Origin of the sequence: Pseudomonas sp. SCA2728.1_7 (assembly GCF_018138145.1) — a bacterium.
In the GTDB taxonomy this organism is placed as follows: domain Bacteria; phylum Pseudomonadota; class Gammaproteobacteria; order Pseudomonadales; family Pseudomonadaceae; genus Aquipseudomonas; species Aquipseudomonas koreensis_A.
Genome location: NZ_CP073104.1, coordinates 500,443 through 515,034 on the forward strand (window position 1 = coordinate 500,443; position 14,592 = coordinate 515,034).

At 59.8% G+C, this 14,592-nt stretch carries 9 protein-coding genes; 6 read left to right on the forward strand and 3 right to left on the reverse strand.

The window, feature by feature from the left end; translation table 11 throughout:
• Window positions 1-24: 24 nt before the first annotated feature.
• Window positions 25-1,020, reverse strand: a complete 996-nt coding sequence (locus KBP52_RS02300) for a DUF3829 domain-containing protein (RefSeq protein ID WP_212621939.1) — start codon at window positions 1,018-1,020, stop codon at window positions 25-27.
• Complete coding sequence (locus KBP52_RS02305; RefSeq protein WP_212621940.1) at window positions 1,017-2,645, reverse strand: J domain-containing protein; 1,629 nt, start codon at window positions 2,643-2,645, stop codon at window positions 1,017-1,019. Before KBP52_RS02305 ends, KBP52_RS02300 begins: the two co-directional genes overlap by 4 nt.
• Before the next feature lie 642 nt (window positions 2,646-3,287).
• Here KBP52_RS02305 and KBP52_RS02310 point away from each other — a divergent pair.
• Entirely contained in the window at window positions 3,288-3,656 is a 369-nt protein-coding gene (locus tag KBP52_RS02310) for a DUF6124 family protein (protein WP_212621941.1), read from the forward strand.
• Window positions 3,657-3,832: 176 nt separating this feature from the next.
• Here KBP52_RS02310 and KBP52_RS02315 read toward each other — a convergent pair whose 3' ends face one another.
• Window positions 3,833-4,258 (reverse strand): YciI family protein, encoded by a 426-nt coding sequence (locus KBP52_RS02315; protein ID WP_123593355.1) that lies wholly within the window; start codon window positions 4,256-4,258, stop codon window positions 3,833-3,835.
• A gap of 340 nt (window positions 4,259-4,598) precedes the next feature.
• On the opposite strand from KBP52_RS02315, the gene tpx reads away from it, so the two are divergent.
• The 5 genes from tpx to KBP52_RS02340 all read left to right on the forward strand — a co-directional run bounded on the left by tpx (window position 4,599) and on the right by KBP52_RS02340 (window position 14,396).
• On the forward strand, window positions 4,599-5,099 hold the full coding sequence (gene tpx, locus KBP52_RS02320) for a thiol peroxidase (protein WP_007955056.1): 501 nt from the start codon (window positions 4,599-4,601) through the stop codon (window positions 5,097-5,099).
• Window positions 5,100-5,274: 175 nt separating this feature from the next.
• Window positions 5,275-6,582, forward strand: coding sequence for an MdtA/MuxA family multidrug efflux RND transporter periplasmic adaptor subunit (locus KBP52_RS02325; protein WP_123593354.1), 1,308 nt, complete (start codon window positions 5,275-5,277; stop codon window positions 6,580-6,582).
• Entirely contained in the window at window positions 6,579-9,680 is a 3,102-nt protein-coding gene (locus tag KBP52_RS02330) for an MdtB/MuxB family multidrug efflux RND transporter permease subunit (RefSeq protein WP_212621942.1), read from the forward strand. The genes KBP52_RS02325 and KBP52_RS02330 overlap by 4 nt, the downstream gene beginning before the upstream one ends.
• 142 nt (window positions 9,681-9,822) lie before the next feature.
• Window positions 9,823-12,930, forward strand: a complete 3,108-nt coding sequence (locus KBP52_RS02335; RefSeq protein ID WP_116032998.1) for an efflux RND transporter permease subunit — start codon at window positions 9,823-9,825, stop codon at window positions 12,928-12,930.
• Window positions 12,927-14,396, forward strand: coding sequence for an efflux transporter outer membrane subunit (locus KBP52_RS02340; protein ID WP_212621943.1), 1,470 nt, complete (start codon window positions 12,927-12,929; stop codon window positions 14,394-14,396). The genes KBP52_RS02335 and KBP52_RS02340 overlap by 4 nt, the downstream gene beginning before the upstream one ends.
• Window positions 14,397-14,592 lie beyond the last annotated feature (196 nt).

Below are 14,592 nucleotides of genomic sequence, written 5' to 3' on the forward strand. Positions count from 1 at the left end.
GGACCGTCCGGCCTGTGCACACCCTCAGAAATTGGCGCGTGCCTGACGGTTGTAATGGCTGAGCAGGGCGTCGTAGCCACGGGTGACAGCGTAGTAATCGTCGCTCAAGCGTTGCGGTTCGGCGTGGTTCTGCCAGTCCTTGTGCAGGGTGTTCAGCGCGTCGAGATAGTGCTGCGCAGGCTCACGTATGTGTCGCCACAGCTCGCGCGCATCATCGTCTTTGTTACGAAAACCAGGCTCACGCGGGCCGATGAAAGGCCCACTGCGATTCCACGCCTGTTGCAGATCAGCGGTGGTTTCGGCCACGGCTTGTGGGGTTAGAGTACGGTGCTTCATCCCGTCTTCCAGCCGCTCCAAGGTCTCCCGGGCCTGAATCATGTACGCCAGCAGCGACCAGTGGATCTCCTTGCCTACGCGTTCCTCAAGGAGCTTGAGCTGTTTGGGTCGCTGCGCGATGTCCAGTGGCAGCAGTTCATCCCTCAAGGCAGTCGATGCGCTGATATAGGCATTGCTGGCGGTCTGAATTTGCGCAAGCAGCTGCAGTGTCTGGTTGAACGGGACGACAAAGAAGCTCGCACTTTTATCGAGTCGAGTCGGTGGCGAAATCACCGATGCCCACTTCAGTGCTTGCGCGTAGTCACGGACTTTCTGCGACAGCGCTGGCTGGTAGGCCAGCAGCTCGAGCTTTTCGTTGATATCCCGCAGGCAGGTATCCTCCTGGATGTCACGCACAGTGAACGCATCGCTGTTATCGAAATCCTGTGGCTCGGAAATATACTTTCCGAACGCATCACTGGTTGGCCGCTGATGTTGGTTTTTGTCGTAGGCGTTGCGCCAGTGCACATCGACACGGTTGACGCAGGCGATGATCGGGCTCAACGCGTTGGCCTGCGCGGTCACGGGGGATTCGCGCTGATCAAGCCACAGGTCGAGCTTCAGGAACGGTCGGGTCGCGCTCGCCAACCCCATCACCACCAGCACCACCACGACGCCGCTGACAAACATGAATCTTGAGGTCATGGTCGTGCCTCCGCCGGATACCACTGTTCACGGGTGGCCGGAGCGCCGCAATCGAAAGAACTCGCCGGCAACCGGCTACACAAACGCTCGGCCCAGGGTTGCAGGCCTTGATTGCGATTGACCGTGCCTTGGCTGGCGGCCACTTTGAACACGCCCAGCACCAGCACCAGGGCGACAACCCCGAGTAGCGTCAGGCCGATCTTCACCGCTAGGTTGGTCTTTTCCCAGGACGTGTGTGGCTTGACCTGACGGCGACGGATCAAACCCACGCTGGCAAGCGTGGCCGCATAGACGACGCCAGCAATGGGGCCGAAAAACCAAGTGAGCCCGGCCACCATCAATGCGCAGGGAATCAGATCGCGCAGTACGCCGAACGGCGCAGCGTCCTTGGCGAAACCCGGCCACAACCGTGCGCTGAGGCGGTCATCCAGCAGCCAATGGGTGTGCGCCAATTCGTGAGTCAGCCAGTTGATGCCCGCAGCGATCACGCCAAACACGATCGTTGAAGTCATGACGATATTGATCAGCCCGGTGACGCGCAGCCCCAGCGGGATGAAATGAGTAAACGCACCGATCAGACAGGCCAGCACCACACCAGCGTAGGTCGGCCATTCGCCGCGTTTCAGTTCCCAGTCGCGCCAGAAGAACGCGGTGCCACCGGGCAACTCAGCGCAGACTTTCGGATGATTGGCGTACAGCGCCGAACTCAAATGTCGGCAATGCTCCCAATCTTTCTCACGCAGGCGCCGAGCCAATGCGCGACGCTGGCTGAACGGGCCGCTGCCGAGCAACAGGCGCGCGGCGCGGTGTTCGGCAGTGGCGGGCGGCTCTTGCGCGAGTTGACGCTGTTGCGCGATAAAAATCGGTGCCTCATGGCGCGCGGTCAGACGCTTCCATTCATCTTGCGGGCAACGGTTGGAAGGGCCGGAATGCCAGCCCTGGCCCGCACAAACCTGCTCGAAAACAGCGCAGGACCAGTATTCGCTGTCCAGCAGCAATCGACTGAGGAACAGGTTGAACCACCGTCGGTGTACTTCAGCGTCAAGCCAGAGGCATTGCGCGCACTGTGCGTAGGCCTGCAAAAAGGTCGCACTGTCCTCACGTTCGAGGGCATCCCGCAGCGGTCGAGTAATGCGTTCGCGCTGCTGATCGAGCAAATGTTCGATGGATTCCTCGTCCAGTTCCAGGCGCTGCCAGGCACTGAACCAGTGATAGGTCTGCACCGCCCAATCGACCATCAGCGCCGATGTTTGCGGGTTCTCGATGCAATGCTGCAGCAGGGTCTCTTCGAGGATATGCGCGCAACCCTGCTCAACGGCGAGGGCATGGCGCTGTTGCAACTGCGCAAGGCTGGTGCCGTGCAGCGAGCGAGTTGCCTGTTGCAAGGCATCGACTTCAACCACGGTCAGGCCGGTCAAGTCCCAAGTGTCGTCCTGCGCTTCGTTGTCTTCGTTGGCCTGCGCCCATTCCTTGTAATTCAGGGCTTGCTCGTAGGCGTCACGCAGGCGCTGGAAGCCCTCGGCGTCTTCGTCCGGACGGGTCTGTTTGAGCAGGGCAGCGTATTGGCGTTTGATACTGCGCGTATCGGCGTCGGCCGTGAGGCCAAGGACGGTCCAGCAACTCATTGCGTGTACAACTCCATGAAAACCTGCGACGCGGTCCAGTGATGGCACTTTGATTTTGCGCACCCTACCTGTTTCGCGTCGAAAAGTCCTCAGCCGTGGTTTATTTGCCGACGAACCAGCGGAAATACGGGTTGCCGCCATCGCCGCGCATCACCCGCCAACTGACCTTGCAAGGGGACGGCGCAGTGGCGACAGGAGCTGTCGAATGAAACGAGGCTGCGATCTTTTGATCGTGTTTTTTAAATGCAAAATCAAAAGATCGTCCGATCGCGGCCCGAGCCTTCGGCAGCTCCTACCTGTGCGTATTTCAATTCGGGATGTTTAAACATTGTTTTGAATTTGCGGAACGTTCCCACAAGGTTTTCAGGTTGTCCGTCGGACGTCGGGGCTCTAGCCTGTGTTCGTCGCTGCCAAATCAGCGACCGGGACTGGAAACCCCGACGGGTATTAGTGGCGCGTACACGCTTTTCATAACGTATCCTTGCGCACTTCGAATGTGTGCACTCCGTTATGGCGGCTGTGCGCGGGAGACCTTCGGGTCGACCGGGTCGCCGCTGCCCGGGTTTCCAACCTGCGTACAGCTGCCACCTCTTCGTCCGGAAACCGAATGGGGCAGCTCCAACTTTCCAGTGGAGTTACACCATGAAAAAACCAACACCCAATCCCCCAGAATCAGACGCCGACAGCACATCCCCCTACGCCTCAGTCGACAGTAAAAAACTCCACGAAGCCGCCGACCGCGCCCTCGACTACTACCTCAATCCCGCCGCAGGCATCATGTCCAGCGTCAACGAGCCGGAACCCATGTACCTCGCCAATCCCAGGTACAACACCGAATCCCTGCTCGCCAACGCCAGCGAAACCCTCGGCTCGGCCAGCGAGATGCTGATCAACTTCGCCGCCTCGCTGGAAACCTCGCAGCGCAAGACTGCACTGGGGATCGCACAGGTTGTCATGTTGGGAGAACTGGCGGTGAATCAAGCCTTGGATCACGTCGAACTCAAGAGCTGATCTCTCTTGAATGATCGTTCCCACGCGCAGCAAAGGAATGCAGCCCATGACGCTCTGCGTCAAATTCGCGAACTGGAACGCGGAGCGTCCCTTGAGGCATTCCCACCCAGAGCGTGGGAATGATCAAGATCCGCTCTACGCCCGAGTGATCGATTCTGTAGCTGTCGAGTGCCGGTTTAGCTGTTTTTCTTGGCTTGTTCGCGGATCCGCTCTTCCTGCTCCCGCGCTTCGGGGGTGAATTCGGCGCCGAAGTCTTCGGCGGAGAATATCTGGCGGATTTCAATATCAGAATCGCCTGACATTGGGTTAGGGCAGCGCTTGACCCATTCGATGGCTTCTTCTTTTGATTTCACTTCCCAGATCCAGTAACCCGCTACCAGTTCTTTGGTCTCGATGAACGGCCCGTCGGTGACCGTGCGTTTGTCCCCGGAGAAATGCACGCGAGCGCCTTTGCTGCTCGGGTGCAGGCCATCGCAATCGATCAGGATGCCGGCCTTGACCAGTTCTTCGTTGAAGTTGCCCATCGCGGTGATCAGCTCTTCACTGGGCATGATGCCGGCTTCGGAATCGGCACTGGCTTTTACAAGGATCATGAAGCGCATGGCGGTTACTCCGTGGATTGTGGGGATTCGTTGTTTAGTCGAACGAGCCAGCGGTGAATCGACAAGGTCTCAGGTAAAAGTGCGGAGAATTTTTCACACCGCAGATCCATTGTAGGAGTGAGCCTGCTCGCGATAGCGGTGTGTCAGTCAACATTTGCGTATATGAAAGACCGCTATCGCGAGCAGGCTCACTCCTACAGAGGAACGGCGGTGGTTTTGTATACAATTTTTTGCGCAGGCACCTAACAATTTCAGTCAGGGCATAGGTCGTCGGACAATTTCGTGGTTAACTTCGGCCTCTTGCATGCTTTCCAATCAAAACATCAGAAGGACTCAAGTCATGGCTCAAGTCACCCTTAAAGGCAATCCGGTTCAAGTCAACGGCCAGTTGCCACAAGCCGGTTCCAAGGCGCCAGCCTTTTCTCTGGTTGCCGGCAATCTGTCCGACGTCACCCTGAAAGACTTCGCCGGCAAGCGCAAAGTGCTGAACATCTTCCCAAGCGTCGACACCCCGACCTGCGCGACTTCGGTACGCAAGTTCAACGCTCAGGCCAACGACATCAGCAACACCGTAGTGCTGTGCATCTCCGCTGACCTGCCGTTCGCTCAAGCGCGTTTCTGCGGCGCCGAAGGTCTGGAAAACGTCCAGAACCTGTCGACCCTGCGCGGTGCCGAGTTCATCGAGAACTACGGTGTGGCCATTGCTGACGGCCCGCTGAAAGGCCTGACCGCTCGCGCCGTTGTGGTTCTGGACGAAAACGACAACGTCCTGCACAGCGAACTGGTCAAGGAAATCGCCGAAGAGCCTAACTACGAAGCGGCGCTGTCCGTTCTCAAGTAAGCGCTTTTACAATTGTTAACGGCCTGGCCCTGTCCAGGCCGTTTTCATTTGTGTATCAGTGTTTTGCCTCACACCTTGAAACGTAAGGTGTAAGTAAATTGCCGGTAAAGCTGCTTTGCTAATTCCCCACCAGTGCTTATCGTTCAGCCTCCCGTAAAAGAAGCCCTCGCGCCCAATGGTTAATGACTCCATGCAATCGTCCCCTCGTAACTCCCGTCGCTGGCTGATCAGCCTGCTTGTCTTGTTGGTGATCGCCGTCCTGTGCTGGAAATTCTGGCCCGCCGGTTCAGCCCACAAAGAGGGCGCTGACAAGGCGGCGGCCGGGCACACCGGGCGTTCGGGGATGATGCGGCCGGGCTTCGGTGGCGGCACCGGACCGATTCCGGTGCGCGTGGCGCCGGCGGTCACCGGCGACTTCCCGCTGTATTACAAGGCACTGGGCACGGTGACCGCGCTCAACACCATCAACGTGCGCAGCCGGGTGGGCGGCGAACTGGTGAAAATCAATTTCGAAGAAGGGCAGATGGTCAAGGCTGGCGACCTGTTGGCCGAAATCGACCCGCGCCCGTACCAGAATGCCTTGCTGCAGGCTGAAGGCACGTTGCTGCAGAATCAGGCACAACTGAAAAACGCTCAGGTCGACGTCGAGCGTTATCGCGGTCTGTACAAAGAGGACAGCATCGCCAAACAGACGCTGGACACCGCCGAAGCACTGGTCGGCCAGTATCTGGGTACGGTCAAGACCAACCAGGCTGCGGTCAATGACGCCAAGCTCAATCTTGAATTCACCAAAATCCGCGCGCCAATTGCCGGTCGCGTCGGTCTGCGTCAGGTCGACGTCGGCAACCTCGTCACCGCCAACGACACCACGTTCCTCGCGGTGATCACCCAGACGCAACCGATCAGCGTCGCTTTCACCTTGCCGGAAAACAGCCTCGAAACCGTACTCGCGCGTTATCGCAGCGGCGCCAAGCTGCCGGCCGAAGCGTGGGATCGCGGAGACACCAAACTGCAAGCCACCGGTGTGCTGCAAAGCCTCGACAACCAGATCGATGTCGCCACCGGCACTCTGAAGTTCAAGGCCCGCTACGACAACCGCGATCAGGCGTTGTTCCCCAACCAGTTCGTCAACGTGCACTTGCTGGCTGACACACTGAAAGGCGTGGTCCTGGCACCGTCGGCGGCCATCCAGTTTGGCACCAACGGTACCTTTGTCTATGCGCTGGACGGCGACAAGAAAGTCACCATTCGCCAACTGAAGATTGGCGCCAGTGATGGCGAAAACACCGTGATCACTGAAGGCCTGACTGCTGGCGACCGCGTGGTGCTGGAAGGCACCGACCGTCTGAAGGAAGGCAGTGAAGTGGAAGTGGTCAACGACAGCAACCAAGTGCCGACCACGCCGACCGAACACCTGCAAGGCAAATCTGCCGCCACCCCGACTGACGCTGCTGTCACCGACAAGGCCAAGAAGGGCGCATGAACATTTCGCGGCTGTTCATCCTCCGACCGGTAGCCACCACCCTGAGCATGCTGGCCATCGTCCTGGCCGGCCTGATCGCGTACCGCTTACTGCCGGTTTCTGCGCTGCCACAGGTCGACTACCCGACTATCCGCGTCATGACCTTGTATCCCGGCGCCAGCCCGGATGTGATGACCAGTGCCGTGACCGCACCGCTCGAGCGCCAGTTCGGGCAGATGCCGGGCCTCACGCAAATGGCCTCGACCAGTTCCGGCGGTGCGTCGGTGCTGACGTTGCGTTTCAGCCTCGACATCAACATGGACGTCGCCGAACAGCAGGTGCAGGCCGCGATCAACGCCGCGACCAATCTGCTGCCAACCGATTTGCCCGCGCCACCGGTGTACAACAAGGTCAACCCGGCGGACACCCCGGTACTGACCCTGGCGATCACCTCGAAAACCATGTTGCTGCCCAAACTCAATGACCTGGTCGATACGCGCATGGCGCAGAAAATCGCCCAGATCAGCGGCGTCGGCATGGTCAGCATTGCCGGCGGTCAGCGTCAGGCCGTGCGGATCAAGGTCAACCCGGAAGCGTTGGCCGCCAACAGTCTGAACCTGTCGGACGTGCGCACCTTGATCAGCGCCTCCAACGTCAACCAGCCGAAAGGTAACTTTGACGGCCCGACGCGGGTGTCGATGCTTGACGCCAACGACCAGCTGACTTCGCCCAAGGATTACGCCAACCTGATCCTCGCCTACAAGAACGGCGCGCCGCTGCGGCTCAAGGACGTGGCGGAAATCGTCGATGGCGCCGAGAACGAGCGCCTCGCTGCGTGGGCCAACCAGAATCAGGCGGTATTGCTGAACATCCAGCGTCAGCCGGGTGCCAACGTCATCGAGGTGGTCGACCGCATCAAGGCGTTGCTGCCGAGCATCACCGACAACCTGCCGGCCGGCCTCGAAGTGACGGTGCTGACGGATCGCACTCAAACCATCCGCGCCTCGGTCACTGACGTGCAACACGAACTGCTGATCGCCATCGCTCTGGTGGTGATGGTGACATTCCTGTTCCTGCGCCGCGCCAGTGCGACGATCATTCCCTCAGTGGCGGTGCCGCTGTCGCTGATCGGCACCTTCGGCGTGATGTACCTCGCCGGTTTCTCGGTCAACAACCTGACCCTGATGGCGCTGACCATTGCCACCGGTTTTGTGGTCGACGATGCCATCGTCATGCTGGAGAACATCGCGCGCTTCATCGAAGAGGGCGACAGCCCGATGCAGGCCGCGCTCAAGGGTGCCAAACAGATCGGCTTCACCCTGATTTCCCTGACCCTGTCGCTGATTGCAGTACTGATCCCGCTGCTGTTCATGGCCGATGTGGTCGGGCGCCTGTTCCGCGAATTCGCCATCACCCTGGCGGTGGCGATCCTGATTTCGCTGGTAGTCTCACTGACCCTGACGCCGATGATGTGCGCGCGTCTGCTCAAGCGTGAGCCGGAAGAACATGAGCAAGGCCGTTTTTACCGTGCCAGCGGTGCTGTCATCGACTGGATGATTGCCGAATACGGTCGGATGCTGCGCTGGGTACTCAAGCACCAGCCACTGACCTTGCTGGTGGCCATCGCTACACTCGGGTTGACCGTGTTTCTCTATATGGTCGTGCCGAAGGGCTTCTTCCCGGTGCAGGACACCGGGGTGATTCAGGGCATTTCCGAAGCACCACAGTCGATTTCCTTCGCGGCGATGGGCGAGCGTCAGCAGCAACTGGCGAAAATCATTCTTGAAGATCCGGCGGTGCAGAGCCTGTCGTCCTACATCGGTGTCGACGGCGATAACGCCACGCTCAACAGCGGGCGCTTGCTGATCAACCTCAAGCCCCATGGCGATCGCGATCTAAGCGCCACTGAAGTGATTGCGCGCCTGCAACCGCAATTGGACAAACTGGTCGGCATCCGCCTGTTCATGCAGCCGGTGCAGGACCTGACCATCGAAGACCGTGTCAGCCGGACCCAGTATCAGTTCAGCATGTCCTCGCCGGATTCCGAACTGCTCAGCCAGTGGAGCGGGCGACTGGTCGAAGCGCTGGCCCAACGGCCGGAATTGACCGACGTTGCCAGTGATTTGCAGGACAAGGGTTTACAGGTCTATCTGGTGATCGACCGCGATGCCGCCTCACGCCTTGGCGTTTCGGTGGCGAACATCACCGATGCGCTCTATGACGCTTTTGGCCAGCGGCAGATCTCGACTATTTACACCCAGGCCAGCCAGTACCGCGTGGTGCTGCAAGCCCAGGCCGGAGAGAAGATCGGCCCGCAGGCGCTGGACCAGATTCACGTCAAGACCACCGATGACGCGCAGGTACGCCTGTCGAGTCTGGCGCATATCGAGGAGCGTCAGGCGCAACTGGCGATCACCCATATCGGCCAGTTCCCGGCGGTAATGATGTCGTTCAACCTCGCGCCCGGTGTGGCGCTGGGGCATGCGGTCGACATCATCGAGCAGGTACAGAAAGACATCGGCATGCCCGTCGGCGTGCAGACCCAGTTCCAGGGCGCGGCCGAAGCGTTCCAGGCTTCGCTGTCGAGCACCTTGCTGCTGATTCTGGCGGCGGTGGTGACCATGTACATCGTGCTGGGCGTGCTTTACGAGAGCTACATTCACCCGATCACCATTCTTTCGACTTTGCCGTCGGCAGCGGTCGGCGCTTTGTTGGCATTGCTGCTCAGTGGCAATGACCTGGGCATGATCGCGATCATTGGCATCATTTTGCTGATCGGTATCGTGAAAAAGAACGCGATCATGATGATCGACTTCGCCCTCGATGCTGAACGCACCCAAGGCATGGCACCGGAACAGGCGATCTATCAGGCGGCGCTGCTGCGCTTCCGGCCGATTCTGATGACCACGCTGGCGGCGCTGTTCGGCGCGGTGCCGTTGATGCTCGCCACGGGATCAGGTGCTGAATTGCGTCAGCCGCTGGGTCTGGTGATGGTCGGCGGTCTGCTGGTCAGTCAGGTGCTGACGCTGTTCACCACGCCAGTGATCTACCTGTATTTCGACCGCCTCGGGCGACGCTTTGGCAAGACCAATGCTGACACTGAGGAGGTGTCGGTATGACTGTCCATACACATAACCCCTGTAGGAGTGAGCCTGCTCGCGATGAGGCCGGCACCTGCAACATCAATGTAAACAGACACACCGCTATCGCGAGCAGGCTCACTCCTACAGGGGATTGGTGTGACGTTGGGGATCGTGGTCAATGAACCTCTCCGGTCCTTTCATCAAGCGCCCAGTAGCAACGATGCTGCTCAGCCTGGCGATCATGCTGCTCGGCGGTGTCAGCTTCGGTCTGCTGCCGGTGGCGCCGCTGCCGCAAATGGATTTCCCGGTGATCGTCGTACAGGCAAGCCTGCCCGGCGCCAGTCCGGAGGTCATGGCGTCCACCGTGGCCACGCCGCTGGAGCGCTCATTCGGCGCGATTGCCGGCGTCAACACCATGAGCAGCCGCTCCAGTCAGGGCTCGACCCGGGTCATTCTGCAATTTGACCTAGATCGCGACATCAACGGCGCCGCGCGGGAAGTGCAGGCGGCGATCAACGCCTCGCGCAACCTGTTGCCGAGCGGTATGCGCAGCATGCCGACCTACAAAAAGGTCAACCCGTCGCAGGCACCGATCATGGTGCTGTCGCTGACCTCCGATGTACTGGAGAAAGGTCAGCTCTACGATTTAGCCTCGACCATTCTGTCGCAGAGCCTGTCGCAAGTGCAGGGCGTCGGTGAAGTGCAGATCGGCGGCAGTTCGCTGCCGGCGGTGCGCATCGAACTCGAACCGCAGGCGCTGAACCAGTACGGCGTGGCGCTCGACGATGTGCGCAAAACCATCGCCGATGCCAACGTGCGCCGGCCAAAAGGTTCGGTCGAGGACGGTCAGCGTCTATGGCAGATCCAGGCCAACGACCAGCTGGAAAAAGCCAAGGATTACGAATCACTGATCATCCACTACGCTGACGGTGCCGCGCTGCGCCTCAAGGACGTGGCCAAGGTCAGCGACGGCGTCGAAGATCGCTACAACAGCGGCTTCTTCAACGATGACGCGGCCGTGCTGCTGGTGATCAACCGCCAGGCCGGCGCCAACATCATCGAGACGGTCAACGAGATCAAAGCGCAGTTGCCGGCCCTGCAAGCCGTCCTGCCCGCCAGCGTGAAATTGAACCTGGCCATGGACCGCTCGCCGGTGATCAAGGCCACTTTGCATGAAGCCGAGATGACCCTGCTGATTGCCGTGGCGCTGGTGATTCTGGTGGTGTTCCTGTTCCTCGGTAACTTCCGCGCCTCGCTGATTCCGACATTGGCGGTGCCGGTGTCGCTGGTCGGCACCTTTGCGGTGATGTACCTCTATGGCTTCTCGCTGAACAACCTTTCGCTGATGGCGTTGATTCTGGCCACCGGACTGGTGGTGGACGATGCCATTGTGGTGCTGGAGAACATTTCCCGGCACATCGACGAAGGCGTCAAACCGATGCAGGCCGCGTACCTCGGGGCCAAGGAAGTCGGTTTCACCTTGCTGTCGATGAACGTCTCGCTGGTGGCGGTATTTCTCTCGATTCTGTTCATGGGCGGGATTGTCGAAAGCCTGTTTCGCGAGTTCTCCATCACCTTGGCGGCGGCTATTGTGGTGTCGCTGGTGGTCTCGCTGACGCTGACACCGATGCTCTGCGCCCGTTGGCTCAAACCGCACACACCGGGGCAGGAAAACCGTCTGCAACGCTGGAGCCGCCGCACCAACGACTGGATGGTCGGCAAATACGCCACCAGCCTCGACTGGGTGTTGCGCCATCGTCGTCTGACCTTGCTCAGTCTGCTGATCACCGTTGGCGTCAACGTCGCGCTGTACGTGGTGGTGCCGAAAACCTTCATGCCGCAGCAGGACACCGGCCAGTTGATCGGTTTCGTGCGCGGTGACGACGGTCTGTCGTTCAGCGTGATGCAGCCGAAAATGGAAATCTTTCGCCGTGCCGTGCTCAAGGACGAGGCGGTAGAGAGTGTCGCCGGATTCATCGGTGGCTCCAACGGCACCAATAACGCTTTCATGCTGGTGCGTCTGAAGCCGATCAAGGAACGTCAGCTCAATGCACAGAAAGTCATCGAGCGCCTGCGCAAGGAAATGCCCAAGGTCCCCGGTGCACAATTGATGCTGATGGCCGATCAGGATCTGCAGTTTGGCGGCGGCCGCGAACAGACTACCTCGCAGTACAGCTACATCCTGCAAAGTGGCGATCTGGGCGAGTTACGCAAGTGGTATCCAAAAGTGGTTGCCGCGTTAAGGGCGTTGCCTGAGCTGACCGCGATCGACGCGCGCGAAGGCAAGGGTGCCCAGCAAGTGACGTTGATCGTCGACCGCGATCAGGCCAAGCGCCTGGGGATCGACATGGACATGGTTACCTCAGTGTTGAACAACGCCTACAGCCAGCGGCAGATTTCGACGATCTACGACAGCCTCAACCAGTATCAGGTGGTGATGGAGGTCAATCCGAAATACGCCCAGGACCCGGTGACGCTCAAGCAGGTTCAGGTGATCACCGCTGACGGTGCGCGGGTGCCGCTGTCGACGATCGCTCATTATGAGAGCAGCCTGGAAGACGACCGCGTCAGCCACGAAGGCCAGTTCGCCTCGGAAGACATTTCCTTCGACATGGCCGAAGGCGTGACGGTGGAGCAGGGCAGTGCCGCGATCGAGCGGGCGATTGCCAAGTTGGGTCTGCCGGAAGATGTCATCGCGAAAATGGCCGGTACCGCCGACGCTTTTGCCGCGACGCAGAAGAGCCAGCCGTTCATGATTCTCGGCGCGCTGCTGGCGGTGTATCTGGTGTTGGGCGTGCTGTATGAAAGCTACATCCATCCGCTGACGATCCTGTCGACCCTGCCGTCGGCCGGTGTCGGTGCGTTGCTGTCGATCTATGCGCTGGGCGGCGAGTTCAGCCTGATTTCGTTGCTCGGGTTGTTTCTGCTGATTGGCGTGGTGAAGAAAAACGCCATTCTGATGATCGACCTCGCGCTGCAACTGGAACGGCATCAGGGCCTGTCGCCGCTGGAGTCGATTCGCAGTGCCTGTCTGCAACGCTTGCGGCCGATTCTGATGACCACCCTGGCGGCGATTCTCGGCGCCTTGCCGTTGCTGCTCAGCCGGGCCGAAGGTGCGGAAATGCGCCAGCCGCTGGGTTTGACCATCATCGGCGGATTGATTTTCAGCCAGGTGCTGACGCTTTACACCACCCCTGTGGTTTACCTCTATCTCGACAAGCTGCGCCATCGTTTCAACAAATGGCGTGGCGTGCGCACTGACGCCGCTCTGGAAACTCCGCTATGACTGACCGTTCGCTTATCAATCTGGCCACTGTACGAGGCTCGCGTCTGCTGAGCCTGTCGCTGTGCGTGGCGATGCTCAGTGCCTGCGCTGTCGGCCCGGACTACCAGCGCCCGCAAACCGTGGAAATCGCCCAGTACAAGGAGGCCGAAGGCTGGACTCAGGCCAACCCGAGTGATTCGTTGGCCCGGGGTGCGTGGTGGGAGTTGTACGGCGATCAGCAGCTCAACGGCTTGATCGAAAAACTCAACAATTCCAACCAGACCGTCGCGCAGTCGGAAGCCCAGTACCGACAAGCGCAGGCGTTGGTGCGCAGCGCGCGCGGGGCGTTTTACCCGAGTGTCGATCTGAGCTTGGGTAAAACCCGCTCCAGCCAGGGCACCGGCAGCAGCAGTTCCAGTCTGAGCAGTTCCTCCAGCGGTATCCGCGACACCTACAACGCTGAGCTGGGCGTCAGTTGGGAAGCCGATGTGTGGGGCAAGTTGCGCCGTGGACTGGAAGCCGATGAGGCCAGTGCCCAGGCCAGTTTTGCCGATCTGGCGGCGATGCGCCTGAGTCAGCAGTCGGAGCTGGTGCAGAACTACCTGCAATTGCGCGTGATCGATCAGCAAAAACGTCTGCTCGAAGCCACGGTTGCTGCTTACGAACGCTCGCTGAAAATGACCCAGAACCAATACCGCGCGGGCGTTTCCGGGCGCGATGCGGTAGCACAGGCGCAGACGCAACTGAAAAGCACCCAGGCCGATCTGGTTGACCTGATCTGGCAGCGTGCGCAGTTCGAAAATGCGATTGCCGTGCTGACCGGTCAAGCGCCGGCGGATTTCAACATTGCTGAAGTGCAGACCATTCCGAAGTTGCCGCAGGTGCCATTGAGCTTGCCCTCGCAGTTGCTGGAACGGCGCCCGGACATCGCCTCGGCAGAGCGCTCGGTGATCGCCGCCAACGCCAACATCGGCGTGGCCAAAGCCGCGTATTACCCGGATCTGAGCTTGAGTCTGAGCGGCGGCTACAGCAGCAGTACCTCGCAGAACCTGATCAGCCTGCCGAACCGCTTCTGGTCGGTCGGGCCGAAACTGGCGTTGCCGCTGTTCGACGGTGGCATACGTTCGGCAGAAGTCGACCGCACCGAGGCGGTATACGACCAGACCGTGGCCAAGTACCGCCAGACCGTGCTCGACGGTTTCCGCGAGGTGGAAAACTACCTGGTGCAGCTCAAGGTCTACGAGGATGAAGCGGCGGTGCGCCAGGAAGCCCTCGATGCCGCCCGCGACTCCCTGCGCCTGACGGAAAATCAGTACAAGGCCGGGTTGATTGCTTACATCGACGTCGTGGTGGTGCAAGCCACGGCACTGAGCAACGAGCGCAGCGTGCTGAACATTCTGCAAAGCCGTTTGATCGCCAGCGTGCAACTGATTGCGGCACTGGGCGGTGGCTGGGACGGGCAACTGGATGTCAGTGACGCCCAATAAATCAGGCTGTGGCGAAAATCATGTGGGAGCGAGCCTGCTCGCGAAGGCGTCAATGCAGTCACTGATTACTTTGAATGAGAGAGCCTATTCGCGAGCAGGCTCGCTCCCACAATGATCGCACCAACTTTAGAAAAGCCCGGGCCAGAGCCTCGTCGGCCGATCAAACGAGCGTTTCATCGGCTTGATGGCCAATTGC